Source organism: Modestobacter altitudinis, from assembly GCF_005930475.1.
In the GTDB taxonomy this organism is placed as follows: domain Bacteria; phylum Actinomycetota; class Actinomycetes; order Mycobacteriales; family Geodermatophilaceae; genus Modestobacter; species Modestobacter altitudinis.
Window position 1 is genome coordinate 29698 of the sequence record NZ_SJEW01000018.1, and the last position, 24229, is coordinate 53926.

General features: G+C 73.5%; 26 protein-coding genes. 11 read left to right on the forward strand and 15 right to left on the reverse strand.

Annotation, left to right across the window (positions count from 1 at the left end; genetic code table 11):
* The first annotated feature begins 3 nt into the window (after positions 1 to 3).
* The gene (locus FHL79_RS25490; protein WP_246080550.1) at positions 4 to 996 is read left to right on the forward strand and encodes a regulatory protein RecX; all 993 of its coding nucleotides are present in this window, start codon (positions 4 to 6) and stop codon (positions 994 to 996) included.
* A 214-nt stretch (positions 997 to 1210) separates the two neighbouring features.
* On the opposite strand, the gene FHL79_RS09135 is transcribed toward FHL79_RS25490, so the two are convergent.
* From FHL79_RS09135 to FHL79_RS09185, 11 genes are all read right to left on the reverse strand, one after another.
* Positions 1211 to 1627: a hypothetical protein gene (locus FHL79_RS09135; protein ID WP_138758294.1), complete on the reverse strand. Its 417-nt coding sequence runs from the start codon at positions 1625 to 1627 to the stop codon at positions 1211 to 1213.
* Positions 1628 to 1820: 193 nt separating this feature from the next.
* Complete coding sequence (locus FHL79_RS09140) at positions 1821 to 2234, reverse strand: GlcG/HbpS family heme-binding protein (RefSeq protein WP_138758295.1); 414 nt, start codon at positions 2232 to 2234, stop codon at positions 1821 to 1823.
* A 63-nt stretch (positions 2235 to 2297) separates the two neighbouring features.
* Positions 2298 to 3293: a dihydroxyacetone kinase subunit DhaK gene (gene dhaK / locus FHL79_RS09145; RefSeq protein WP_138758296.1), complete on the reverse strand. Its 996-nt coding sequence runs from the start codon at positions 3291 to 3293 to the stop codon at positions 2298 to 2300.
* Positions 3290 to 3937: a dihydroxyacetone kinase subunit DhaL gene (dhaL, locus tag FHL79_RS09150; protein WP_138758297.1), complete on the reverse strand. Its 648-nt coding sequence runs from the start codon at positions 3935 to 3937 to the stop codon at positions 3290 to 3292. Before dhaL ends, dhaK begins: the two co-directional genes overlap by 4 nt.
* The gene (locus tag FHL79_RS09155; RefSeq protein ID WP_138758298.1) at positions 3934 to 4752 is read right to left on the reverse strand and encodes an HAD-IA family hydrolase; all 819 of its coding nucleotides are present in this window, start codon (positions 4750 to 4752) and stop codon (positions 3934 to 3936) included. Before FHL79_RS09155 ends, dhaL begins: the two co-directional genes overlap by 4 nt.
* Positions 4749 to 5609: a class II fructose-bisphosphate aldolase gene (locus tag FHL79_RS09160; RefSeq protein ID WP_138758299.1), complete on the reverse strand. Its 861-nt coding sequence runs from the start codon at positions 5607 to 5609 to the stop codon at positions 4749 to 4751. The genes FHL79_RS09155 and FHL79_RS09160 overlap by 4 nt, the downstream gene beginning before the upstream one ends.
* A gap of 97 nt (positions 5610 to 5706) precedes the next feature.
* Complete coding sequence (locus tag FHL79_RS09165) at positions 5707 to 6501, reverse strand: helix-turn-helix transcriptional regulator (RefSeq protein ID WP_138758300.1); 795 nt, start codon at positions 6499 to 6501, stop codon at positions 5707 to 5709.
* Positions 6502 to 6649: 148 nt separating this feature from the next.
* Positions 6650 to 7540, reverse strand: coding sequence for an amino acid ABC transporter permease (locus FHL79_RS09170; RefSeq protein ID WP_138758301.1), 891 nt, complete (start codon positions 7538 to 7540; stop codon positions 6650 to 6652).
* Positions 7537 to 8184 carry an amino acid ABC transporter permease gene (locus FHL79_RS09175; protein ID WP_138758337.1) on the reverse strand — a complete coding sequence of 216 codons (648 nt, stop codon included), beginning with the start codon at positions 8182 to 8184 and terminating at the stop codon, positions 7537 to 7539. The genes FHL79_RS09170 and FHL79_RS09175 overlap by 4 nt, the downstream gene beginning before the upstream one ends.
* 72 nt (positions 8185 to 8256) lie before the next feature.
* Complete coding sequence (locus FHL79_RS09180; protein WP_138758302.1) at positions 8257 to 9156, reverse strand: glutamate ABC transporter substrate-binding protein; 900 nt, start codon at positions 9154 to 9156, stop codon at positions 8257 to 8259.
* 29 nt (positions 9157 to 9185) lie between these two features.
* On the reverse strand, positions 9186 to 9941 hold the full coding sequence (locus FHL79_RS09185) for an amino acid ABC transporter ATP-binding protein (RefSeq protein ID WP_138758303.1): 756 nt from the start codon (positions 9939 to 9941) through the stop codon (positions 9186 to 9188).
* A 160-nt stretch (positions 9942 to 10101) separates the two neighbouring features.
* Here FHL79_RS09185 and miaB point away from each other — a divergent pair, with 160 nt between their 5' ends.
* Positions 10102 to 11565 carry a tRNA (N6-isopentenyl adenosine(37)-C2)-methylthiotransferase MiaB gene (miaB, locus tag FHL79_RS09190; protein ID WP_138758304.1) on the forward strand — a complete coding sequence of 488 codons (1464 nt, stop codon included), beginning with the start codon at positions 10102 to 10104 and terminating at the stop codon, positions 11563 to 11565.
* A gap of 91 nt (positions 11566 to 11656) precedes the next feature.
* Here miaB and FHL79_RS09195 read toward each other — a convergent pair whose 3' ends face one another.
* Positions 11657 to 13513 carry a DUF349 domain-containing protein gene (locus FHL79_RS09195; protein ID WP_138758305.1) on the reverse strand — a complete coding sequence of 619 codons (1857 nt, stop codon included), beginning with the start codon at positions 13511 to 13513 and terminating at the stop codon, positions 11657 to 11659.
* A 40-nt stretch (positions 13514 to 13553) separates the two neighbouring features.
* Between FHL79_RS09195 and FHL79_RS09200 the strand changes: the two genes are divergently transcribed.
* From FHL79_RS09200 to dapF, 3 genes are read left to right on the forward strand one after another with little or no spacing between them, the layout of a single operon-like run.
* Positions 13554 to 14246 (forward strand): class III extradiol ring-cleavage dioxygenase family protein, encoded by a 693-nt coding sequence (locus tag FHL79_RS09200; RefSeq protein ID WP_138758306.1) that lies wholly within the window; start codon positions 13554 to 13556, stop codon positions 14244 to 14246.
* A complete protein-coding gene (gene miaA / locus FHL79_RS09205) occupies positions 14243 to 15196 on the forward strand; it encodes a tRNA (adenosine(37)-N6)-dimethylallyltransferase MiaA (RefSeq protein ID WP_246080552.1) in 954 nt (317 codons plus the stop codon). Before FHL79_RS09200 ends, miaA begins: the two co-directional genes overlap by 4 nt.
* Positions 15193 to 16092 carry a diaminopimelate epimerase gene (gene dapF / locus FHL79_RS09210; RefSeq protein WP_138758307.1) on the forward strand — a complete coding sequence of 300 codons (900 nt, stop codon included), beginning with the start codon at positions 15193 to 15195 and terminating at the stop codon, positions 16090 to 16092. Before miaA ends, dapF begins: the two co-directional genes overlap by 4 nt.
* Positions 16093 to 16098: 6 nt before the next feature.
* Here the strand turns inward: dapF and FHL79_RS09215 are convergent, their stop codons facing one another.
* Both FHL79_RS09215 and FHL79_RS09220 read right to left on the reverse strand, forming a co-directional pair.
* Complete coding sequence (locus FHL79_RS09215; RefSeq protein WP_138758308.1) at positions 16099 to 16293, reverse strand: hypothetical protein; 195 nt, start codon at positions 16291 to 16293, stop codon at positions 16099 to 16101.
* A 38-nt stretch (positions 16294 to 16331) separates the two neighbouring features.
* Positions 16332 to 17618 carry an MFS transporter gene (locus tag FHL79_RS09220; RefSeq protein ID WP_138758309.1) on the reverse strand — a complete coding sequence of 429 codons (1287 nt, stop codon included), beginning with the start codon at positions 17616 to 17618 and terminating at the stop codon, positions 16332 to 16334.
* Between the two features lie 69 nt (positions 17619 to 17687).
* Between FHL79_RS09220 and FHL79_RS09225 the strand changes: the two genes are divergently transcribed.
* The 4 genes from FHL79_RS09225 (at position 17688) to FHL79_RS09240 (ending at position 21657) form a co-directional block, all read left to right on the forward strand.
* Positions 17688 to 18218 carry an ArsR/SmtB family transcription factor gene (locus FHL79_RS09225; RefSeq protein WP_138758310.1) on the forward strand — a complete coding sequence of 177 codons (531 nt, stop codon included), beginning with the start codon at positions 17688 to 17690 and terminating at the stop codon, positions 18216 to 18218.
* Between the two features lie 79 nt (positions 18219 to 18297).
* Positions 18298 to 19797: a GTPase HflX gene (gene hflX / locus FHL79_RS09230; protein ID WP_138758311.1), complete on the forward strand. Its 1500-nt coding sequence runs from the start codon at positions 18298 to 18300 to the stop codon at positions 19795 to 19797.
* A gap of 77 nt (positions 19798 to 19874) precedes the next feature.
* Entirely contained in the window at positions 19875 to 20615 is a 741-nt protein-coding gene (locus FHL79_RS09235; protein ID WP_246080553.1) for a phosphatase PAP2 family protein, read from the forward strand.
* Between the two features lie 4 nt (positions 20616 to 20619).
* Positions 20620 to 21657 (forward strand): hypothetical protein, encoded by a 1038-nt coding sequence (locus FHL79_RS09240; protein WP_246080555.1) that lies wholly within the window; start codon positions 20620 to 20622, stop codon positions 21655 to 21657.
* A 25-nt stretch (positions 21658 to 21682) separates the two neighbouring features.
* On the opposite strand, the gene lexA is transcribed toward FHL79_RS09240, so the two are convergent.
* Positions 21683 to 22492 carry a transcriptional repressor LexA gene (lexA, locus tag FHL79_RS09245; RefSeq protein ID WP_138758312.1) on the reverse strand — a complete coding sequence of 270 codons (810 nt, stop codon included), beginning with the start codon at positions 22490 to 22492 and terminating at the stop codon, positions 21683 to 21685.
* 296 nt (positions 22493 to 22788) lie between these two features.
* Between lexA and FHL79_RS25495 the strand changes: the two genes are divergently transcribed.
* Positions 22789 to 23385 (forward strand): LysM peptidoglycan-binding domain-containing protein, encoded by a 597-nt coding sequence (locus tag FHL79_RS25495; protein ID WP_218938397.1) that lies wholly within the window; start codon positions 22789 to 22791, stop codon positions 23383 to 23385.
* A 262-nt stretch (positions 23386 to 23647) separates the two neighbouring features.
* Positions 23648 to 24166: a transcriptional regulator NrdR gene (gene nrdR, locus FHL79_RS09255; RefSeq protein WP_138758313.1), complete on the forward strand. Its 519-nt coding sequence runs from the start codon at positions 23648 to 23650 to the stop codon at positions 24164 to 24166.
* Positions 24167 to 24229 lie beyond the last annotated feature (63 nt).

Here is a 24229-nt window from a genome sequence, read left to right on the forward strand (position 1 = left end):
CCGATGTCCGACACGCTGTTCAACGGCGGCTCGGGCGGAAGCTCCGACGAGGGAGCGGCGCCGGCCGACGACGAAGGTCGTCGGTCCGGCAGCCGCGGACGCCGGGGCGGTGCCCGTGGCGGCTCACGTGGCGGCGCAGGGGACGTCGGCGACGGCGCGGGGCGTCGCCGCGGCGGCCGGTCCAGCAGCCCCCAGTGGAGTTCGCGGTCCGCCGACCCCGAGGCGGCGCCGGCGGAGATGGAGGACCCGGAGACCGTCGCCAAGGGCATCTGCCTGCGTGCGCTCACCGGCACGGCCAAGACCCGCAAGCAGCTGGCCGAGCTGCTGGCCAAGAAGGACGTCCCGGTCGAGGCGGCCAACGCCGTGCTCGACCGGTTCACCGAGGTCGGGCTGATCGACGACGCCGCGTTCGCCGCCGCCTGGGTCACCTCCCGGCAGTCCGGCCGCGGCCTGGCCAGGCGGGCCCTGGCCTCCGAGCTCCGTGCCAAGGGCGTCGACGGTGAGGTGGCCGCGGCCGCCGTCGCCGAGGTCGACCCGCAGGACGAGTGGGACTCCGCGCGCCGGCTGGTGGAGCGGAAGGTCCCGTCCATGCGCCGGCTGGACCGGGTCACCGCCGAGCGCCGACTGATGGGCATGCTGGCCCGCAAGGGCTACGGCGGCGGGCTGGCCGGCTACGTGGTCCGTGAGGCGCTCGACGCCGACGGCGCCGCCGAGGACGCCGCCGCCGAGGCCGAGTCCGTCGAGACCGAGCCCGTCGAGACAGAGCCCGAACGGGCCGGCTCGCTGGGCGCGGGGTCGCGGGACGGTGCCCCGGACGGGTCCGGCGTCGAGCCACCGGTCTGGACCGCTGCCCGCTCGGCCGCGCGCAAGGCCAGGGCGGCCGAGGTGCCCGACGACGTCGCGGCGAGCCCGGAGGTGGGGGAGGGCTGGGCGCGGCCGATCAGCCGTGGCCGACTGCTCCCGGAGCACCTGCACCACGGCGAGGACCTGCCCTGACGTCGGCCGGACGCCTCCGGCCAGACCCCCGGCAACAGATCAGCCGATGCGACAGCTGTCGCATCGGCTGATCCGCTGGTGCTGCGTGGTCTCCGTCCTCACCCCGGTGGGGTGACTGGTGCCAGGCCGCCCGACCGCGGTCGGTCACAGCGCCCGCCGCTCACCGGTCCTCTCGGAACGCCGGTGAGCGGCGGGTGGTCTGCAGCGGGGGTGGTCAGGCGCCCAGCTGGGCGAGCCAGGCGGTGACGTCGACGGCCACGCCACCGGCGGATTCCTCGTCCGGCACGAGCCACCGGCGGCTGCGCTCCTGGCCGGCGGTCAGCCACTGTTCGATGGCGGTGTCGAACTGCGACATGGTGATCTCCTTGCCGGCGGTGGTGCTGGCCGGGCCCAGGAAGGTCACGTCGGACTCCTGACCGGCGGGGTAGAGCAGCACGACGCGGCAGCGGGCGCGCCGGTGCCGGGCCGGCGGGACCGCCTCCCGCACGATCGCCGAGTCGGCACCGGCGGCGGCGGCGAAGCGGCGGGCGCTGGCGCGCAGCTTGCCGACGAAGATCTGGGTCGTGGTCTCCAGGTCGTCGTCGTCGAGGTCCCGGTGCGTGTGGCGTGATGCGGTGGCGGTGGAGGTCACGCTCTCCATCTCGGCAGACAGCCCCGCAGAGGTCACCGGCGACATGTGCCAAGCCGGGCGACCAACTCCGGCACAACGCCGACCGGGCGGGAGTGCTGCGCGGTCCCGGAACTGGCGGGGGTGCTGAGTTCCCACCGGTCACGCGCGGTCCCGGGTCCGGGCACTGCCCGGACCCGGTACCCCCGTCGGCGGTTCAGGGGGCGTAGGCCCGGCGTCCGGCGTCGGCGACCTGGTGGTCCTCCTCGACCGTGCCCGCGCTGACCCCGACCCCGCCGACGATCGTGCCGTCGGCGCCGGTCAGCAGGACCCCGCCGCCGAAGACGACCAGCCGTCCGCCGGTGGTGGACTCGATGCCGAACAGGGGCTGCCCCGGTTGGACGAGTGCAGCGAGGTCCTTGGTGTCGGTCTGGAAGTAGACGGCGGTCAGCGCCTTCTTCTGCGAGATGTCGACGCCGATGAGCTTGGTGCCGTCCATCGACGCGAACGCGACCAGGTTCCCGCCGTCGTCCACCACGGCGATGTTCATCGGCTGCCCGACTGTCGCCGCCTCCGTCTTGCACGCGCCGATGATCGCCTCGGCCTGCTCCAGGGTGATCTGCCTGCTCATGGTGCTCTCCTCAACATCAGGTGGGGGTCGGGCGGCAGCCGGTGCCGCGGCTTTGCCGGGCGGTCAGAACACCCGGACCGGGACCTCCGCCGGGGCATCGAGCAGGGCGTCGATCTCGTCGTCCAGCTTCACCAGGGTCAGGGATGCGCCGGCCATGTCCAGGGAGGTGCAGTACTCGTTGACGTAGCTGCGGGTCACCGTGATGCCGCGGTCGGCGAGCTGCTGGTGGGCGCGGCGGTAGAGGATGTACAGCTCACTGATGGGAGTGCCACCGAGTCCGTTGATCATCAAGGCCACGTTGTCGCCGGAGCTGTACGGCAGGTCGGTGACGACCGCCTCGAGCAGTTCGTCGACGATGACGTCCGCAGTCGCCATCTTCTTCCGCTCGCGGCCGGGCTCGCCGTGGATGCCCACACCCATCTCGATCTCGTCCTCGCCGAGTTCGAAGAGCGGCGAGCCCTTGGCGGGCGGGGTGCAGGCGGTGAGCGCCACACCCATCGTCCGGGTGACGTCGTTGACCTTCTTGCCCACCCGGATCACCTCGTCGAGGTCGTCGCCGCGGGCGGCGGCCGCGCCCACCGCCTTGATCACGAAGAAGTTGCCGGCAACGCCACGTCGGCCGACGGTGTACGTCGAGTCCTTGACCGCCACGTCGTCGTTGATCGTCAGGATCTCGACCTTGAGACCTTCGGACTCGGCCATCTCCTTGCCCATGTCGAAGGCCATCCGGTCGCCGGTGTAGTTGTTCACCAGCAGCAGCACGCCCTTCGGCGAGGCCAGCAGCTTCGCCGTCTCGTAGACGTAGTTCATCGGTGGGGCGGCGAAGACGTCACCGGGGCAGGCGGCGTCCAGCATCCCCTTGCCGACGATCATGACGTGGGCGGGCTCGTGCCCGGACCCGGAGCCCTGCACGATGGAGACCCGGTCCTCGCTGGGGGCGTCGGACCGCATGATCAGGTTGTGCTCGGGCACGTACCTGAGGCGGTGCGGGTTGGCCAACGCCAGGCCCTCGAGCATCTCCGGGACGAACTGCTTGGGGTCGTTGACGAACTTCTTCATGACGCTCCCTCTGTCTGCCAGGCCTCGTTGATCCGTCCGATGATCACGGCCACGCCCATCGCGCCGGCGTCGACCGAACCCCTGCTGCGCTCTCCGGTGTAGGACGCGCGACCACGCTTGGCGACCATGTCCGCGGTGGCGTCCGCGGCCTCCCTGGCGGTCTCGGCCAGGGCGGCGAGCACGTGCGTCGCGTCCGTGCCCGCGGTCAGCTCCGCCTCCAGCCGATCGGTGACCGGCACCAGGACGTCGAGCAGGGTCTTGTCGCCGACGTCGGACTGGCCGCGCGCCTTGATCCCCTCGACGGCGGCACGGAGCATGGCCACGACCTGGTCGCCGGTCAGGCTGTCCGTCGCCCCGGCGGTCATCCCGGCCCGCATGAACGCGGTTCCCCAGATCGGCCCCGAGGTGCCCCCGATCCGGGCGGTGATCACCATGCCGATCTTCTTCAGGAAGGTGCCGATGTCGGTGCGGTCGACGTCGTCCCAGCCGTCGAGGACGTTCTCGAAGCCGCGCGCGAGGGAGTAGCCGAAGTCGCCGTCGCCGACGACCGCGTCGAGATCGCCGAAGTACTTCTCGTTGTCCACGGCCGCCTGGGCGATCGTGCGGACGACCAGGTCGACCTGCTGCTGCGCCGTGCTGCTCACGCCGTTCCTCTCTCGGGCCGGTCGGTGGAGGGAGTGCGGTCCGGCCGGCCCAGGCACGCCCGGGCGTCGCCCAGCACGACGTGGTGACCGGGCTGCGCCCCGCCCCGGTTGGCCAGGACCTCGATCGGCGGGCGGTCGGGGTCGCCGAGCTCGGACACCACGAGCACCGCCTCGTCGAAGGGCTCGTGCCGGGTGTAGCCGTTGACGGTGACCAGGCACGGCAGCCCGGCGCCGGTCGCGGCCAGCAGGCCGTTGCGGGAGTCCTCGACCACGAGCGTGTCGCCGTGGTCCAGGTCGAGGGTCTGCAGGACGAGGTCGTAGATCGCCGGGTCCGGTTTCTTGGCCGGGACGACGTCCCCGGCGAAGACCGGGATGCGCGCGGCGGTGCCGGCTCCGACGGCGTGCTCCAGCACGGCGCGGACGGACTCCTCGGCCGACGTGGAGGCGACCGCGACCGTCCACCCGTCGTCGAGCGCCTCGGCGACGAGCCGCGCGACACCGGGCCGCGCCGGGATCTCCCCAGCGGCGACCAGCGCGCGGAACCGCGCCGTCTTCGTGCGGTGCCATTCGGCGAGCAGCTGGGCGCGGGCGGCGTCGTCGTCCGGAATGCCGGCGGAGCGCACGAACTCCGGGTCCTGGAACAGGCTGGCCATCCGCTCCTTGCCGCCGCCGATGGCCAGCTTCTCGCCGTAGTCGTCCTCGCTCCACCGCACGGGCAGCCCGTGCTCGGCGAAGGTCGCGTTGAAGGCGGGGAGGTGGCCGAACCGCTCGGTGTCGGCGAGCACCCCGTCGCAGTCGAAGACCAGGGCGCTCACCAGGCGCGTCCGGAACTGCCGAAGGTGCGCATGTGCTCGACGGCCATGCCCATCACGGCGGACCGCTGGTGGGTGAAGAAGGACGGCGGGTCCCACTTCCCCCTCGCCTCGGCGTCGCGCAGGAACTCCAGGCTGGACTGCAGGAACACCTGCTTGAGCGCCGTGGAGATGTTGACCTTGGCGCACCCCCGCGCGATGAGGTCCTGGAACTGCTCGGCGGACAGCCCGGTGCCGCCGTGCAGGGCCATCGGCACGCCGGTCGCCTCCACCAGGTCGCTGACCCGCTGGTGGTCGAGGACGGGGGCGGAGGTGTACTGACCGTGGGCGTTGCCGATCGCAGGGGCGAAGCAGTCGACACCCGTGCGCCGGATGAAGTCGACGGCCACCTCCAGGGTCTGGACCACCGAGGCCGCGTCCGAGCCGATGCCGTCCTCGACCCCTTGGATGCCCTCGATCTCACCCTCGACGTGCGCGCCGCGTGCCCGGGCCTCGGCGACCACCTCGGTGGTCTGCCGCAGGTTCTCCGCCACGTCGAGCTCGTGGGCGTCGAAGAGGACCGAGTTCCAGCCGCCCGCGAGGCAGTCGCTGATGACCGAGCGGTCCGGGCAGTGGTCCAGGTGCAGCGTCACCGGCACCGCGACGTCGCGGACCAGGGTGCCGACGATGTCGAACAACTGCGCGCGGCCGTACATCCGCACCGTCTTGACCGAGGTCTGCAGGATGACCGGGGAGTGCTCCTCGACGGCGGCCGCGAGCACCGCCTCGATGCTCAGGTCGTTGACGATGTTGAACGCCGGCACGCCGTACCGGTCGGCCAGCGCTCGGTCGAGGAGCTCCTTCATGGGGACGACGGGCACCGACGCTCCTGTGCTCTCGGTCGGATGGGCTCTCCGAGTTGTCCCAGGAGTCAAGCGTGGTGCGCATCACAGGTGTATGGGGTGAATCACCCAGTTCTCACTCGGCGGTCGGTCGACCACCGGGCCGCGGCAGCCACCCCCGGTCCAGCGCGATCATCACCGCTGCGGTGCGGCTGCCGGTCCCGGTCTTGTGCAGCAGCGCTGCCACGTGCTTCTCCACGGTCTTCGGCGACAGCACCAGCGTGGCGGCCATCTGCCGGTTGCTCATCCCACGGGCGAGCAGGGTGAGGGTCTCCTGTTCCCGCCGGGTGAGTGGTGAGTGCCGACCAGGGCCGACCGACCCGGCCGGTGCCGCAGGGCTGAGGCGGGACCCGAGCACCCCGCCGTCCTCACCCCGGCGGCGGAGGAGGTGGGTGAGCGAAGGGTCGTCGACCCCGGCGCGGACGATGTCGGGGACCGCGGCCTGGGTGAGCAGTTCGAGCTCGTCGACCTCCGCCACGGTGAACCGGCGGGGGCGGCAGGCGAAGACCACGTTGGCGCCCACCACGTCACCGCGCCACCAGATGGGCACGGCCACGACGGCGCCGGAGTGCGCTGCCTCGCCGGCTGCCAGGTGACCGGTACGGACCTCGCCGTAGGTCGCCAGGACCACCGGCCGTCGTCGGGCCACCACCTGGCCGGTGACGCCCTCGTCGAGGGGGAAGCTGCCGCCGAGCTGGCAGGACGTCCCGCGCTCGGCCAGCTTGGCGTACTGGTCCCGCGAGTCGTCGACCAGGGAGACGCTGCCCGCCGCCGCCTCCACCAGGCTGCCGCTGGTCGCGATCAGCCGGTGCAGCAGGCCCGCGACCGTGTCCTCTGCTGGCGGAGCCACCGCCCACGCGCCCTCTGCCATGCGACTCCTCGTCGAGCCGGCGGGAACAGCCTGGCGCCACACCGTACGGGGGTCGAGGGCGCCGCGCAGCGCAGGGCTGCACGTCCTCGGGCAGCACAGCGGTCCCCGGTGTCCAGGTGCAGGACGCCGGGGACCCGGGGGAGTGCGCTCAGATCGAGGTCTGCCCGGTGACCGAGGGTGCGTCGGGCAGGTCGACGGCCTGCGTCGCGGCCGTCTTGGGGCTGCGGCGCGACCGGCGCTCGATGTACTTGGCCAGCTGGGACAGCAGCACGTTGACGATGATGTAGATCAGACCGGCCGCCACGTACAGCTGGAACGTGTACTCGTTGCCGAACCGCGGGGTGAAGAACTCCACCAGGCTGCGCGCCTGCCGGAGCAGCTCGAAGTACCCGATGATGAAGCCCAGCGAGCTGTCCTTGAGCAGCACCACCAGCTGGGCCACCAGGACCGGCAGCATCCGGCGGACCGCCTGGGGCAGCAGGACCAGCCGCATGACCTGCGACTTGCGCAGGCCGATGCCGTAGGCCGCCTCGGACTGGCCACGGTCGACCGACAGGATGCCGGCCCGGAAGATCTCCGCCAGCACGGCCATGTTGTAGAGGACCAGGCCGATGGTCAGCGCCGCATAGGTGCTCAGCCGGATGCCGAAGCTCGGCAGCACGAAGTACAGCGCGAAGATCACCACCAGCAGCGGGATCGCCCGGAAGAACTCGATGACCGTGGTGACCACGATCCGCACCGCACGGTGGTCGGAGAGCCGGCCCACGGCCAGCAGCAGCCCGAGCACCGTCGCGACGACCATGCCGACGGCGGCGACCCGCAGCGTGCGCAGCAGCGCCTGGCCCAGCGCCTGCGGCACACCGCTGTTCGGGTCGAACAGCACCGACCAGCGCTGCGGGTCCAGCTGGTCGTTGCCGTTCAGCCGCACCAGCACGAAGGCGATGACCGCCAGCACCAGCAGCGAGCCGATGACCGTGCCGATCCGGATCCGGGCACGCGCCTTCGGGCCGGGGAGGTCGAAGAGGACCGGGGCGCTCATCGGAGGATCGCCACCCGTCGCTCCACCCGGCTGACCACGTAGGCCGACGGGACGGTGATGAGCATGTAGCCGGCCACCACGGCCGCCAGCACCAGCAGGATCTCCCCGCCGTTGGCGTTGGAGAGCCGCTGCAGCGAGGCGGTGAGCTCGGTGACCGCGAAACCTGCGGCGATCGAGGTGTTCTTGACCATGGCGATCCAGACGTTGCCCAGCGGGGGGACCACGGTGCGGAAGGCCTGCGGGAGCACGACCTCGCGCAGCGACTGGCCGAACGTCAGGCCCAGGGCCCGGGCGGCCTCCGCCTGCCCGGGGGAGACGGCGTTGATGCCCGAGCGCACCGCCTCACAGACGAACGCGGCCGTGTACAGGCCCACCGCGAGGACCGAGCCGGTGAAGAAGCCCACCGCGAAGTCGATCTGCGGCAGGCCGAAGATGATGAAGAAGAAGACCACCGTCAGCGGGGTGTTCCGGAACGTCTCCACGTAGAACGTGGCCAGACCCCGCAGCGGCGTGATCGGGCTGACCCGGAACGCCGCCAGCAGGGTCCCCAGGACCAGGGCCAGCAGACCCGCCAGCACGGACAGCTGGAGGGTCTTCAGGAAGGCGTCCCGCAGCAGCGGGAAGTTGTCGATGAAGAACTGCACCACGCCTCCCTCCGAGGCTCGGACAGCGCGCTGCCGGGCGGGAGGACCCCGCCCGGCAGCAGCACGGGTCGGTCAGTAGCGGTCGACGGCCGGCGGCTCAGGGGCCTCCTGGCCGCTGATGGCGCCGGCGGTGGCGTCCCAGGCGTCGGCCCACGAGCCGTCCTCGAAGGACTCCTCGAGCGTGTCGTTGATGAAGTCGCGGAAGGCCTGGTCGCCCTTGGCCAGTCCGATGCCGTAGGGCTCCTCGGTGAACGGGTTGCCCACCAGCTCGAAGCCCTCGGGGTTGCCGGCCACCAGGCCGGTCAGGATGACGTTGTCGGTGGTGACCGCGTCGACCTGGCCGTTGGTGAGCGCGTCGGCGCACTTGGAGTAGACGTCGAACAGCGTGAGCGTCGCCTCGGGGTAGTTGGTGCGGATGTTCTCCGCCGGGGTCGAGCCCTCGACCGAGCAGACGTTCTTGCCGGCCAGGTCGTCGGGGCCTCCGATGCCCTCCGGGTTGCCCGCGGCGACCATGATGTCCTGGCCCGCCTCGTAGTACGGCCCGGCGAAGTCCACGACCTCCTTGCGCTTGTCGTTGATCGTGTACGTGGCGACCACGATGTCGGCCTGCCCGTTCTGGATGAACGGCTCGCGGTTGGCCGAGACGGTCTCGACGAAGGTGATGCCGTCCTCGGGGATGCCCAGCTTCGCGGCGATGATCTTGCCGATCTCGACGTCGAAGCCCTCCGGGGTGCCCGAGGGGTCCAACAGGCCGAAGCCGGGCTGGTCGTACTTGGTGCCGATGGTGATCGCGCCGGCCTCGTTGAGCTCGGCCATCGTCGTCCCGGCCTCGAACTCGACGTCGGTCTCGACGGCGGCGCTGTTGTCGGCGGTGTCCTCGGCCTGGTTCCCGGCGTCGCTGGAGCAGCCGGCCAGCACGACGCCGGCCGTGGCCATCGCGGCGAGGGCCGCGAAGGGGCGGGTGATGCGCATGAGGGGTCCTCTCGTGGGGGTGCGGGCGGTCAGTGGTTCAAGATCTTGGAGAGGAAGTCCTTCGCCCGGTCCGAGGTCGGGTTGGTGAAGAAGGTCTCCGGCGTCGCGGACTCGACGATGCGGCCGGCGTCCATGAAGACGACCCGGTTGGCGGCGCGGCGGGCGAAGCCCATCTCGTGGGTCACCACGACCATCGTCATGCCGTCCCGGGCGAGGGAGGTCATGACGTCCAGGACCTCGTTGATCATCTCCGGGTCCAGCGCCGAGGTGGGCTCGTCGAAGAGCATCACCTTGGGGTCCATCGCCAGTGCCCGGGCGATCGCCACCCGCTGCTGCTGGCCACCGGACAGCTGGGCGGGCACCTTGTCGGCCTGGTGACCCACGCCGACCCGGTCCAGCAGCTCCCGGGCGCGCTTCTCCGCCTCGCCCTTGGACTGCTTGCGCACCGTGGTCGGACCCAGCATCACGTTCTGCAGCACGGTCTTGTGCGCGAAGAGGTTGAAGCTCTGGAACACCATGCCCACGTCGCTGCGCAGCCGGGCCAGCTCCTTGCCCTCGTCGGGCAGCCGCTGGCCGTCGATGGTGATCTCGCCGTCCTGGATCGCCTCCAGGCGGTTGATCGCGCGGCACAGCGTCGACTTGCCCGAGCCCGACGGCCCGATGACGACGACGACCTCGCCGCGGTCGATCGTCAGGTCGATGTCCTGCAGCACGTGGAGGTCACCGAACCACTTGTTGACGCCGGTCAGGCGGACGAGAGGTTCTCCGGTCGGACGATCAGTCACGACGGGTGACCCTAAGGCGGTCCGGGCACTGCGACGTCGCTGCGCGATCACGAAGCTGTAACGACGCTGTGAGTTCCCCGTGCCGGTGTCGGATCGGTCACGAAGCGCTGCGACCAGCCGTCCGCACGGGGCGGTGTCCACGGGTCTCTACGATGCGGTGGTGAACGGCAAGACCTACCTCGTGCGCACGTACGGCTGTCAGATGAACGTCCACGACTCCGAGCGGCTGTCCGGGCTCCTGGAGCAGGCCGGCTACACCGCCGCCGCCGAGGGGGTCGAGGCCGACGTCGTCGTGCTGAACACCTGCGCGGTCCGCGAGAACGCCGACAACCGGCTCTACGGCAACCTCGGCCACCTGCGCCCGGTGAAGGACGCCCACCCCGGCATGCAGATCGCCGTCGGCGGCTGCCTGGCGCAGAAGGACCGCGGCGAGATCGTCCGGCGCGCTCCGTGGGTGGACGTCGTCTTCGGCACCCACAACGTGGGCTCGCTGCCGGTGCTGCTCGAGCGCGCCCGGCACAACGCCGAGGCGCAGGTGGAGATCGTCGAGTCCCTCGAGGTGTTCCCCTCCACGCTGCCGGCCAAGCGGGACTCCGCGCACTCCGGCTGGGTGTCGATCAGCGTCGGCTGCAACAACACCTGCACGTTCTGCATCGTCCCCGCGCTGCGCGGCAAGGAGAAGGACCGCCGTCCCGGCGAGGTCCTGGCTGAGGTGCAGGCGCTGGTCGACCAGGGAGTCCTCGAGGTGACCCTGCTCGGGCAGAACGTGAACGCCTACGGCGTCGAGTTCCGCGAGCGCGGCGCCTTCGCCGACCTGCTGCGCTCGGCCGGCCGGATCGAGGGCCTGGAGCGGATCCGGTTCACCAGCCCGCACCCGCGCGAGTTCACCGACGACGTCATCGAGGCGATGGCCGGGACGCCGGCGGTCTGCCACCAGCTGCACATGCCGCTGCAGTCCGGCTCGGACGACGTGCTGCGCCGGATGCGCCGCGGCTACCGGCGGGACCGCTACCTGGGGATCATCGACCGGGTGCGGGCCGCGATGCCCGACGCCGCGATCACCACCGACATCATCGTGGGCTTCCCCGGCGAGACCGAGCAGGACTTCGAAGGCACCCTGGACGTCGTCCGGCAGGCCCGCTTCGCCAGCGCCTTCACGTTCCAGTACTCCAAGCGCCCGGGCACACCGGCGGCGGAGATGGCCGACCAGCTGCCCAAGGAGGTCGTGCAGGAGCGCTACCTCCGGCTGACGGCCCTGCAGGACGAGATCAGCTGGGCGGAGAACACCGCCCTGATCGGTCGGCGGGTCGAGCTGCTCGTCGCGTCGGGGGAGGGCAGCAAGGACGCCGCCCGCGGCCGGCTGTCCGGCCGGGCGCGCGACGGCCGGCTGGTGCACTTCACCGCGACCGACGGCGTCCGCGCCGGGGACGTGGTGGAGACGATCGTGACCGCCGCGAAGCCGCACTTCCTGGTCGCCGACGGCGAGCTGGTCTCCCACCGCCGTACCCGGGCCGGCGACGCCGGCGAGGCCGGCACCCGCCCGACCACGCCCGGCGTCCTGCTCGGCATGCCCCAGATCGGCGCTCCCGCCCCGGTCGCTGCCCCGGTGCCCGCCTGCAGCTGAGAGACCGCGCACGACGGCGGCGTCCGAACTGCCGCCGGACGGAACAGGGCCCCGTCCGGTCGAACCGGACGGGGCCCTGTTCCGCGATCTCTCAGCGGCGGGAGGAGGACCTCTCCGCCTCGGCCAGCCACTCGCGGCGGGTGGCCAGGTTGGCCTCGGCCTCGCTGATCCGCTTCGCGTTGCCGGCCGCCTGCGCCTTCGCCAGCTGGTCCTCGGCCTTGGTGACGGCCGCCCGCATCGAGGTGAGCAGCGGGTTCTCCGGCTGGACCCGCGGCCGGGCCGAGTCGGCGACGCCGCGGAACTTCTCCTCGACGGCGCGCATCCGGTCCTCCAGGGGCCGCATGGCGTTGCGCGGCACGTGCCCGATGGCGTCGTAGCGCTCCTGGATCTTGCGCAGCGTGTTCTGCGCCGCCCGGTTGCCCGGGTCCAGTGCCTCGGCCTCGGCCAGCAGCTCCTCCTTCTGCTTCTGGTTGGCCAGCTCGTCGGAGCTGCGGGCCTGGTCGGAGGCGGTGCGGGCGGCGAAGAAGACGTCCTGCGCGGCGCGGAACTTCTTCCACAGGTCGTCGTCGGTGTCCCGGCCGACCCGCGGCACGGCCTTCCAGCGGTCCATCAGCGAGCGCATCGCGGCGCTGGTCGGGCCCCACTCGGTGGAGGTCGACAGCCGCTCGGCCTCGGCGATGAGCTCGCTCTTGGCGGCGCGGGCCTCGGCCCGCTGGGTGTCCAGCTGGGCGAAGTGGGCACCCCGGCGGCGACCGAAGGCGTCTCGGGCAGCGGCGAAGCGGTGCCACAGCGCCTCGTCGGTCTTCCGGTCGATGCCCTTGATCGTCTTCCACTCCTCGACGATCGCCTTGAGCCGGTCGCCGGCGGACTTCCACTGCGTGGAGTCGGCGGCGATCTGCTCGGCCTCGGCGGCGAGCGCCTCCTTGCGGGCGATCTGCCCGGCCCGCGCCTTGGCCTTCTCCGCCCGGTTCGCCGCGACGGCCGTCTCGGCCATGCTCGAGATGGCCCGCGCCCGCAGCGCCAGGTGGTCGAGGTCGCCGACCGCCGCGGAGGTCAGGATCTGGTCGGCGAGCTCCTCGGCCTTGGCCTTGATCTCACCGGGGTTGCCGGTGTGCGCGGCCAGCCGCGCCTCCAGCAGGGACACCTCGGTGGCGAGGTCGTCGAACCGGCGGCCGTAGTGCGCCAGCCCCGCGGCCGGGTCACCGGCCTGCCAGGAACCGACGGCACGCTCCCCGGCCGCGGTGGTCACGAACACGGTGCCCTCGTCGTCGACCCGGCCCCACGCGGTGGGGTCCGACGCCGGGACGGCCGGGACGATCGTCGGCGTCTCCGCCGGGGCCGGGTGGCCGGCAGCATGCCGGCCACCCGGCGACGGCACCGGCGCGGCCGCCGGGGCCTCGGCGCTGGGCGCCGGGACGGGGGCCTCGGTGGCAGGCGTGTCGGTGAGGGCGTCGGTGAGGGCGTCGGTGGTGGGCGCGTCGGTGGTGGGCGCGTCGGTGGTGGGCGCGTCGGTGGTGGGCGCGTCGGTGGTCGCGTCTGCGAGCGCGGCGTCGGACGGCGACCCGGCCGCGGGGGTGCCCGCCTCCGGGGTGACCGCCTGCGACGCCGGGACCTCGGCACCGGTGCCGACCTCCGCGGGCTCGGGGACGGCGGCGTCCGGCGTCGCGGCCAGCGGGCCCTCGTCGACCGGCGCGGTCTCGGTCACCGACGGGACGTCGACCGTCGGCTCGGCGGGCGCCGCCCCGGCGGCGGTCGACCCGGCAGCGGTCGCGCCGCCGGCGGGTTCGTCGACGCCTCGTTCCACCACCTCCGGGACGACCGCGTCGGGGGTCGCCGCCAGGGGCGTGGGATCGACCGGGGCGACCTCGGCGAGCGCCGCCTCGGGGCGCTCGTCGGGGGCGGGGGCGGCCTGCTGCGTCCGGTCTCCGGTGTTCTCCGTGCTCGACACGCCAGCAGTCTCCCACGCCCCATCGGCAAGACTGCCCCGCGTGAGACCTCGCTGTCCGGTCACGGTCGCCTTCTGCCCGCAGCCGCCGCTGCTGGTGCCCGCGGTCGCCGGCGTGCACAGCGCCGACCTGGGCGTGCTGCGGGCCGCGGTGTCGGCCGCCGTGCAGGTGGTCCTGCAGGGCACCCCCGACGTCGTCGTCGTGCTCGGCACGGGCGCGGACGGCGTGCGGTTCGGCCCCGGCGACGTCGGTGACCTGCGCGGATTCGGGGTCGACCTCGAGCTGCCCTTTTCCGGGTGGGCGCGGCCGGGTGGTCGGCGCCTGCCGCTGCCGCACCTGCTGGGAGCGTGGCTGCTCGACCAGGCCGGTCACATCGGTGTGCGGCTGGGTGTCGGCCCCGACGACCTCGAGACGGCGCTGTCGGACCTGCCGGGTCCGGTCGGCGTCCTCGCGATGGGCGACGGCTCGGCCCGGCGCTCCGAGAAGGCCCCCGGTCACCTCGACCCCGCTGCGGCCCCCTTCGACGCCGCCGTCGCCCGGGCGCTGGCCACCGGGGACGCCGGCGCGCTGGCCACCCTGGACCCGGAGGAGGGGGCGCGGCTGCTCGCCGCCGGGGTGCCGGTGTGGCGGGCGGTCGGTGCCGCCCTCGACGGGCTGGAGATCGACGCGCAGCTGCTCACCGACGAGGCGCCGTTCGGGGTCGGCTACCCGGTCGCGACCTGGCGGACCCGGTGACCGCGGACCCGGTGACCGCGGACCCGGTGACGGCGGGGCCGCCGGTGGTCGCCGTGGTCGGGCCGACCGCCACCGGGAAGACCGCGCTCGCGGTCGCCCTCGCCCACCGCCTCGGGGGAGAGGTGGTGAACGCCGACTCGATGCAGCTCTACCGCGGCATGGACATCGGCACCGCCAAGGCCACGCCGGCCGAGCAGGACGGCGTGCCGCACCACCTGCTGGACCTGTGGCACGTCCGGGAGCCCGCCTCGGTCGCCGAGTACCGCAGGCAGGCTCGTGCGGAGGTGGACCGGCTGCGTGCCGCGGGCGTCGTCCCGCTGCTGGTCGGCGGCTCCGGGCTGTACGTCCGGGCCGTCCTCGACGAGCTGGACTTCCCCGGCACCGACCCCGCGGTGCGCGCCCGGCTGACCGAGGAGCTCACCGCCGCCGGGGCCGCGGCGCTGCACGCCCGACTGGCCGCCCTCGACCCGGCGGCCGCCGCGGCGATCCTGCCCAGCAACGGGCGGCGGGTGGTGCGCGCGCTGGAGGTGATCGAGCTGACCAGGCAGCCGTTCACCGCCCGGCTGCCCGAGCCGGCGGCGCACTACCCGGCGGTGACCGTCGGGCTGGACCGGGCCGCCGACGAGCTCGACGAGCGGGTCGCCCGGCGGGTGGACCTGATGTGGGCGGCCGGCTTCGTCGACGAGGTGGCGGCCCTCGCCGCCGACGGGCTGCGCGACGGGCCGACCGCCTCCCGGGCGCTCGGCTACGCCCAGGTCCTCCAGCAGTTCGACGGCGTGCTCACCGCCGACGAGGCCAAGGCGCGCACGGTCAGCACGACCCGCCGGTTCGTCCGCCGGCAGCGCTCCTGGTTCCGCCGGGACGCCGCCACCACCTGGTTCGACGCCGGCCGGGCCGACCTGGCCGACGCCGTGGTGGACCTGATCGGCGACCGTACGATCGGGCGGTGATCGACAGCGCGAGCCCGCGGGTGCTCCTGGGCCACGGCACGGAGAACGACTTCGTCGTCCTGCCCGACCCCGACGGCGACGTCTGGCCGGAGACCCGGCTGGACGCCGACCTGGTCCGCCGGCTCTGCGACCGGCGGGCCGGACCGGGCGGCGACGGTGTGCTGCGCGTCGTCCGCAGCCGGCACGTGCCCGACGCCCCCGCCGTCCTCGGCGACGCCCTCGCCGACTGCGAGTGGTTCATGGACCACCGCAACGCCGACGGCTCGCACGCGGAGATGTGCGGCAACGGCATCCGGCTGTACCTGCACGTGCTGCTCGCCGAGGGCCTGCTGGACCGGGCGACCGCCGAGGCCGGGGTGCTGGTCGGCACCCGCGGCGGCCCCCGTCGGGTGGGTGCGCGCCCGGACGGCGGCTACTGGGTGGACATGGGCCCGGCGGTGCCGCTCGGGCGGGGGGAGGCCCGGATCGCCGGCGTCGTGTTCCCGGGGCTCGGGGTGTCGATGGGCAACCCGCACCTGGTCAGCCTGACCGACGTCGACGTCGACACCCTGGACCTGTCGGCGCTGCCGGGCGTCGACCCGGTGATGTTCCCCGAGGGCGTCAACGTCGAGGTCGTCAACGTGCTGGCCGCAGAGGACGCCCCCGCCGGTGCGTGCGCGCACGTCCGGCTGCGGGTCTACGAGCGCGGCGTGGGGGAGACCCGCTCGTGCGGCACCGGCGCCTGCGCCGCGGCCTACGCGGCGTTGCAGGCCGGCGGCCGGACCGCCGGGACGGTCGCGGTGGACGTCCCGGGCGGCCGGCTGTCGGTGGAGTTCGACGGGACGACGACAGTGCTGTCGGGTCCCGCCGTCGTCGTGAGCGCCGGCGCGCTCACCGCGGAGTGGCTGGCCGGCTGAGCCGGCTCACGCGTGCCGGTCGTCCTCCCCGGGGGACTCCGGCATCATCGACTGGCCCTCGAGGCCAGGCGTCCCCTCGGGTGTGCCGCGGCCGCTGTCCTGGTCCGCCCCGCCGAGCGGGTTGCGCGGCACCGCCAGACCGACCGGGTCACGGCCCGGGTCGTCCAGTTCGCCGTCGGAGTTCGTGGTCGGCTGGGTCATCGTCGTCCTCCCTGGCAGGGCATCCGGTCGGGACCGCCCTACCCGCTGGCCCCGGGCGCAACCGGCTCCGCGTCGGGCACCCGGCCGCCGTCCTCCTCGTCGGGGAGGTCGCCCATGGTCAGCAGCGGGCTGAGGACGACGGGCAGGCAGGCCAGCGCCGAGCCGGCCACGCCGACCCACAGCGCCGGGACGACGCCGAGCCAGGTGCCCAGCACGCCGCCGAGGAGCCCACCCAGCGGCATGGTGCCGAAGACGATGAACCGGACCGAGGCGTTCATCCGGCCGAGCAGCCCCGGCGGGCACAGCCGCTGCCGGAAGCTGACCTGGGTGATGTTGTAGACCACGACCGACCAGCTGAACCCGAACATGCTCACCACCAGCAGCACCACCGGGGCGCCGAGGTCGGCCAACGGCGTGAGCGCGGCGAACGGCACCAGGACCGCCGCGGACAGCGGGATGGCCCGCCCCTCGCCCACGCGCCGGGCGAACCGTGCGGCGGTCGCCGCGCCCAGCAGCCCGCCGAGGGCCCCGGCCGACAGCGCCAGCCCCAGGGTGGCCTCGGACAGGCCGAGCTCCCGGATCGCGAACAGCACCAGCAGGGTGCTGGTGATGCTGCCGAAGAGGTTCCCGGTGCCGGTGCAGGCCACGATCCGGCGCAGCAGCGGGTGCCGGACGACGAAGCCGAGCCCTTCGGCGATCTCCGCGCGCAGCGGCCGCCGGGACGCGCGGTCCGGGACGACGTCCGGTGTGCCGATCCGCGCGATGAACAGCGCGGACAGCAGGAACGACACCGCGTCCACGGCGATCAGCAACGGCGCGCCGAGCACCCGCAGCAGCACCCCGGTGGCGCCCGGGCCGGCGACCTGGGCGACCGCGCGGCTGGCCTCGAGCTTGCCGTTGCCGTCCACCAGCTGGTCGCGGTCGACCAGCGCGGGCAGGTAGCTCTGGTAGGCGACGTCGAAGAACACCGTGGCCGTGCCGGTGACCGCAGCGACGGCGAACAGCTGGCCCAGGCTCAGCACGTCGAGCAGGTAGGCGACCGGCAGGGTGGCCAGCACGACGGCACGGACCAGGTCGGCGGTGACCAGCACCCGCTTGCGGCGCCAGCGGTCCACCCATGCGCCGGCGGGCAGGCCGATGAGCAGGAAGGCGGCGGTCTCCAGCGCGGTGAGGACGCCCATCTGCAGCGGCGTCGCATCCAGCACGGTCACCGCGACGACCGGCAGCGCCAGCAGCGTCACCTGGGTGCCGACCTGGCTGACCGTCTCGGCCGCCCACAGGTGCCGGAAGTCGCGGTGCCGGAGCAGGCTCCGATCAGAGGTCACCCGAGCAGCCTGAGCCGAGTGATCGGGGAGTGTCAATCACTGTGCCGCGTGTCGGCCTAGGCTGCTGCCGTGACCGACCCGGAGGGTCCCCCGCGCGTCGCCGGTGAGCGCCGTCCGGCGACCGACGCCGAGGCCCGGGCGCTGGCCTCAGCCGTCCGGCTGCGGATCCTGCGGCTGTGCCTGGACTCCCCGCTCACCAACAAGGAGATCGCCGCCCGGCTGGACCGCAACCCGGCGACGGTGCTGCACCACGTGCGCACGCTCGTGGACACCGGCTTCCTGGCCGCCGGACCGGTGCGGCGCGGGACGCGCGGCGCCCGGGAGGTGCCCTACCGGGCGACCGGCAAGAGCTGGCTGATGGACGGCGCCGGCGGCCCGGCCGCGGGGCGGGACCCGGCGCTGAGCGCCTTCCTGGAGGAGGTGGCAGCAGTGGGGGAGGAGCACCTCGAGAGCACCCGGCTGGGGCTGCGGCTCTCGGCCGCCGACCGCGAGGACCTGGCCCGGCGGCTGCACGACCTGCTGGACTCCTACGCCCGCCGCCCCCCCGACCCGGACGGCGAGAAGTGGTCCCTGTACATCGGGATGCACCCGGAGCCCTGAGGTGTTGTACCCGGCGATGACAACAGCTCGCACCACAAGTCAGTCGCCGTCCACGCAGGGGCATGCCACGCTGGACCCGATGACGACAGCCCAGAACCGCGCGGTCCTCGACGAGGCCGAGGCCCGGGTCGACAAGGCCGCGCGTGCCCGCGCCAAGGACTCCACCCCGGCGCCCACCACCCCGTGGGACGCCCCTGACGACACCACCGGCTCCTACGTCAAGGAGGAGCGCGGTGCCCTCCGCCGGGTCGCCGGTCTCTCCACCGAGCTCACCGACGTCACCGAGGTCGAGTACCGGCAGCTCCGCCTGGAGCGGGTCGTCCTGGTCGGCGTCTGGACCGAGGGGACGGCGGTCGACGCCCAGCGCTCGCTGGCGGAGCTCGCCGCGCTCGCCGAGACCGCCGGCTCCCAGGTGCTCGATGCGCTCATGCAGCGTCGGGACAAGCCCGACCCGGCCACCTACGTGGGCTCGGGCAAGGCCGCCGAGCTCCGCGACGTGGTCGCCGCCACCGGCGCCGACACCGTGATCTGCGACGGGGAGCTGGCCCCCGGTCAGCTCAACCAGCTGGAGAAGATCCTCAAGGTCAAGGTGGTCGACCGGACCGCGCTGATCCTGGACATCTTCGCCCAGCACGCCACCAGCCGGGAGGGCAAGGCACAGGTCGAGCTCGCCCAGATGCAGTACATGCTGCCGCGACTGCGCGGCTGGGGTGAGTCGCTGAGCCGGCAGGCCGGTGGCCGCGTCGCCGGCGGTGGCGGCATCGGTACCCGTGGTCCCGGTGAGACGAAGATCGAGACCGACCGACGCCGGATCCGGTCCCGGGTGAGCAAGCTGCGCAAGGAGATCGCCGGCATGGCGACCGCCCGCACCACGCAGCGCAACTCCCGGGACCGCAACGCGATCCCCAGCGTGGCGATCGCCGGCTACACCAACGCGGGCAAGTCCAGCCTGCTCAACCAGCTCACCGACGCCGGGGTGCTGGTGCAGGACGCGCTGTTCGCCACCCTGGACCCGACGGTCCGCCGGGCGCAGACGCCGGACGGCCGGGAGTTCACGATGACCGACACCGTCGGCTTCGTGCGCCACCTGCCGCACCAGCTGGTCGACGCCTTCCGGTCCACGCTGGAGGAGGTCGCGGCCGCCGACCTGCTCGTGCACGTGGTCGACGGGTCGGACGCCGACCCGCTGGGCCAGATCGACGCGGTGCGGATCGTGCTCAACGAGATCGACGCCGCCGCGGTCCCCGAGCTCATCGTGGTCAACAAGGTCGACGCGATGAGCTCCGACGACGTGCTCGCCCTGCGGCAGGCGCTCCCGGGCGCTGCCTGGGTCTCGGCCCGGACCGGTGCGGGCATCGAGGCGCTGCGGGACGTGATCGCCGCCCGGCTGCCGCACCCGGACGTCGACGTCGAGGTCCTGGTGCCCTACGACCGGGGCGACCTGGTCGCCCGGGTCCACCGGGACGGCGAGGTCATCGAGGAGCGGCACGAGGCCACCGGCACGGTCCTCACCGCCCGGGTCGCGCCGGCGCTGGCGGCGCTGCTCGAGGACTACGCCACTCCGGTCGCCGGGGTGTGACGCCCGGCGGTGGTCCGCCTCCGGGCGGACCACCGCCGACGATCACGAACAGGTCACGCCCCCGGTACCGTGACCGGGTGGCCAGGAGCGCGGTGCAGCCGACGGCGGACGCCGCCGGTGGCGTGCCGCCCGGCCGGTCCGCCCCGGTCATCGGGGTCGGCAGGCCGCCGTGGTGGGTGCTGCTGCTCGCCGCGCTGGTCACCCTCGTGGTCACCGTCGACCTGCTCCACCGGGGCTGGCTGGAGCGGATGGACCTCCGGGTCTCCGAGGTGGTCAGCGTCTGGGACCTGCGGCACTCCGACGCCTACTGGTTCGTCTGGGTCTTCACCCAGGCCGGTGGGCGGGGGTTCATCCTCATCGTGCTGGCCGCCCTCGTCGGCTGGCTGGCCGTACGCCGCCGCACCCTGGTCCCGCTGGTCCGCGTGCTGATGGCCCTGGCCCTGCTCACCGCCGTCGTCTACGCCTTCAAGTACGGCACCGGTCGCACCGCGCCGGCCTATCCAGGGTCGTTCTTCCACCGCGACGGGGCCAGTTACCCCTCCGGGCACGTGGCCAACGCCGTCCTGATGTGGGGCGTCGCCCGCTGGACCGCGGTGGAGTACGGGTTGCCCGCGTGGGTGCAGCGCTCGTTCTGGTGGCTCAGCATCCTGGGGCCGGTGTCCACCGGGGTGGCCATGGTGGCGCTGGACTTCCACTGGGTCACCGACGCGGTGGTCGGGCTGGCCGTCGGGCTCCTGCTGTTGGGCGTGCTTCATGCACTCGACGCGGTCGTGGTGTCACGCTGGGTCCGTGCCAGAGCGGGCCGTACGGAGCCCTGACCGCGTGGGCCGCCGGAAGGCGGGCCGCGCGGCCCTCGGTGCGCCCCTCGGTCTGGTGCTGGCCGTCCTGCCGGTCGCCCCGGCAGCGGCCGAGGCTGCGGACGCCGCGCCCTACGGCCAGCCGAGCACGCTCTGCGAGATCACCGACCCCCGGCTGCCCGAGCTCTCCGGCCTGGCCGGCGCCGGCGAGACCATGCTCGCCATGAACGACGGCGGCGACCGCGCCGAGGTGTACGTCCTCGACGGCAGTTGCGCGGTCGGCGACCTCCGCTCCGCCGACGTGGACCCCTACGACCCCGAGGACCTGGCGCTGGGCTCGGACGGGACGATCTGGCTGGCAGACACCGGTGACAACAACCAGACGCGCGACACTGTCGCGCTCATCGGCCTGCGCCCGGACGGCAGCAGCACGCTGACCCGGCTCACCTACCCGGACGGGCCGCACGACGCCGAGGCCCTCCTGCTGGCCCCGGACGGCACGCCGTACCTGGTCACCAAGGAGGTGCTGGGGGCCAGCACCGTCTACCGGCCCGATGCCCCGCTCGCCGACGGCGCCACCGTGCCGATGAGCGAGGTGCTCCGGCTGGGGTTCACGCTCACCGGGACGCCCGGCGGTCCGGTGGGGCGGGCCGGGCAGTTGCTCGTCACCGGTGGTGCCGTCTCGCCGGACGGTCAGCGCATCGCGCTGCGCACCTACACCGACGCCTACGTCTGGCCGCTCGCCGGGTCCGACGTCGCCGGCGCGCTCGGCGGTTCCCCGGCGCGGGTCGCGCTGCCGGAGTCACCCCAGGGCGAGGCGATCACCTTCGCCGCGAACAGCCGGGACCTGCTGGTGTCGGGGGAGGGGCTGCCGACCACGGTGACCCTGGTGCCCGCGTCCGGCGCGCTCGAGCCGGCCGCGTCCACCGCGGCGGCCGAGGACACCTCGTCGCAGGGTGCGTTGGCGGGCTCGGTGAGCCCGCTGACGGCTGGGCTGCTCGCCGCCGTCGCGGCCACCGCCCTGGTGTGGGTCGTCGGCCGGTTCCGGCGGCGCCAGGAGTAGCAGGGCCCCGCATGGGGACCGTGCCTCAGACGCGGCGCAGGACGGTGACGACCCGGCCCAGGACGGTCGCGTCGTCACCGGGGATCGGCTCGTACGCCTCGTTGTGGGGCATCAGCCAGACGTGCCCGTCGCGGAGCTTGTAGGTCTTCACCGTCGCCTCGCCGTCGATCATGGCGGCCACGATCTCGCCGTTCTCCGCGGTCGGCTGCTGGCGGACGACGACCCAGTCGCCGTCGCAGATGGCGGCGTCGACCATCGAGTCACCGGCGACCTTCAGCATGAACAGCGTGCCCTCGCCGACCAGCTCGCGGGGGAGCGGGAAGACCTCCTCCACCGCCTGCTCGGCCAGCACCGGGCCACCGGCGGCGATCCGGCCGACGAGCGGGACGTAGGTCGGGCGGGGGGCGGCGGCCTCGTCCACACCGCTCGCCGCGCCGGTCGCCGCCAGCGACCCGGAGGCGGCCTCGGCGGCCTCGGTCCGGACGGCGGTCTCGCCGGGGAGCCGGACGTCGAGCGCGCGCGGGCGGTTCGGGTCGCGCCGCAGCCAGCCCTTGCGCTGCAGCACCGACAGCTGGTGGGCCACCGAGGAGGCCGAGGACAGCCCCACCGCCTCACCGATCTCGCGGACCGAGGGCGGGTAGCCCCGGCGCTCGATCGAGTCGCGGATGACCTCGAGCACCCGGCGCTGGCGCTGGGTCAGCCCGTCGCCGGCCTCGCCGCGATCGGGGAACTCCCGGATCGCCGCGCCGGCGCCGGTCGCCCCGGTCTCCCCGGTGGCACGGCTGCGCCGCGCGGACCCCTTGCCCCTGCCTGCCGTCGGGCCGTCGACCGCCATGTGTCCTCCTCGTCCGGCTGCCGGGGCAGCGGTTCCCGGGTGCGTCGCCGCGCTCCGGGCGGGGCCGGTGCGGCGATCCCGATCTCGATCGCAGGTGAACGGTAGCGGGTCACACCCGTGTAGTTCAAACACCTGTTCGAAGAAGTCGGCGTCCGGGGCTGGACTTGTCGGGGGGATGCGGTAGACATCGCACAGACGTTCGACTCGAACAGGCGTTCGAGAACCGTGCTCCACGCCTGGTCGGTCGCGCGGTCTGCCCTCCCGCCCGGCACCGTCAGACCCCAGGAGCGCCTCCCGTGACCAGCCCCGAGCGCCGCGTCCCTTCCCCCGTCGCGCCGATCGCCGAGTTCCCCGCCGAGCGCGTCGCCGTCCGGCCGGTCGCCGTCCCGCCGGCATCCGCGCGCTGCCCGGGGCCGGTCGGGCGCGGCCCCCGGTCGGCCGCCCCCGCGACCTCCCGTCGAGACCCGGCCCGGCCCGGTGCCCGGCCGACCTGGACGGGCGGGCCGGCCGTCGGGCGTCCGGTCCGCGGCGGGTGCTCGGTCGAGGGCGGGCAGCGCCCGGTCGCCCGGGCGGCGGGGGTCGCCGGCCGCGACGAGTTCACGCCGATCCGGCTGACCGAGCGCGGTCGTCGGGTGGTCGCCGGGCTGTCGATCGCGGTCGGGCTGTCCATCGCCGCGGTCACCGTGGTCACCGTCCAGCTCACCGCCGACCGCGGTGGGCTGGAGCTGGCCGGCTCGTCGACCGTCGTGGTGCAGCAGGGCGACACGCTCTGGTCGCTCGCCCAGGAGCTGGCTCCCGAGGAGGACCCGCGGGCCGTGGTCGACGCGATCGTCGACCTCAACGGGCTCGAGGACGTCGACCTGCTGCCCGGTGCGGTGCTGCAGCTGCCCTGACCGGCGCGGGGCCGGGCTGGTCAGGCGTGTGGGGCAGGCGGGGCGCACGTGACAGGGGAAGACGCGCCGGGGGCTGGAGGTTGTACCTGTAGTGGTGCAGGGTTAACCTCACCCCAACATCTTGTAGTGACAGAGATGTAAGACAGTCCACAGGCGCTTCCCCAGGTCAGCCCCAGGACATCCACCGGATGTCCCCCGGTCGGTCCACAGGCAGCGCCGGGCGGTCGCCTTCCCGGGCCGCCGATCGACGAGGAGGTGCTCGGTGCGTTGTCCGTTCTGCCACAGTCCTGACAGCCGGGTCATCGACTCACGCGAGACCGACGAGGGCGCGACGACACGCCGACGTCGGTCCTGCCCGATCTGCGGTCGGCGGTTCACGACCGTGGAGGAGCCCGTGCTGGCGGTCGTCAAGCGCAGCGGTGTCAGCGAGCCCTTCGACCGCAACAAGGTCATCGCGGGCGTCCGCCGGGCCTGCCAGGGGCGCCCGGTCGACGAGGCGCAGTTGGCCGTCCTCGCCGCGAAGGTCGAGGACGCCGTGCGCGCCACCGGGTCGGCCGAGGTGCCCAGCAACGAGGTGGGGCTCGCCATCCTCGGTCCGCTGCGCTACCTCGACGAGGTCGCCTACCTGCGCTTCGCCAGCGTCTACCGCTCCTTCAGCTCCGCGGCCGACTTCGAGAAGGAGATCGCCGAGCTCAAGCGGCTGCGTCCCGCGTCCGCCGCGGGGGGCCCGCCCGGCCAGGGCGCACCCGGCGACGACGCCGGGCCCGTTCCACCCAGCTAGTCAGCACCCGCACCACCGGCTTCCGTCAGCCACCACCTGTACGCCCGAACGCCACACCAGGGA

Excerpts from the sequence above, each read along its gene's own strand:
- hflX (WP_138758311.1), top strand. The coding sequence starts at position 18,298 with ATGACGACAGCCCAGAACCGCGCGGTCCTCGACGAGGCCGAGGCCCGG.
- FHL79_RS09180 (WP_138758302.1), bottom strand. The coding sequence starts at position 9,156 with ATGCGCATCACCCGCCCCTTCGCGGCCCTCGCCGCGATGGCCACGGCC.
- FHL79_RS09170 (WP_138758301.1), bottom strand. The coding sequence starts at position 7,540 with ATGAGCGCCCCGGTCCTCTTCGACCTCCCCGGCCCGAAGGCGCGTGCC.
- FHL79_RS25490 (WP_246080550.1), top strand. The coding sequence starts at position 4 with ATGTCCGACACGCTGTTCAACGGCGGCTCGGGCGGAAGCTCCGACGAG.
- FHL79_RS09215 (WP_138758308.1), bottom strand. The coding sequence starts at position 16,293 with ATGACCCAGCCGACCACGAACTCCGACGGCGAACTGGACGACCCGGGC.
- FHL79_RS09140 (WP_138758295.1), bottom strand. The coding sequence starts at position 2,234 with ATGAGCAGGCAGATCACCCTGGAGCAGGCCGAGGCGATCATCGGCGCG.
- lexA (WP_138758312.1), bottom strand. The coding sequence starts at position 22,492 with ATGGCGGTCGACGGCCCGACGGCAGGCAGGGGCAAGGGGTCCGCGCGG.
- dhaK (WP_138758296.1), bottom strand. The coding sequence starts at position 3,293 with ATGAAGAAGTTCGTCAACGACCCCAAGCAGTTCGTCCCGGAGATGCTC.
- FHL79_RS09165 (WP_138758300.1), bottom strand. The coding sequence starts at position 6,501 with ATGGCAGAGGGCGCGTGGGCGGTGGCTCCGCCAGCAGAGGACACGGTC.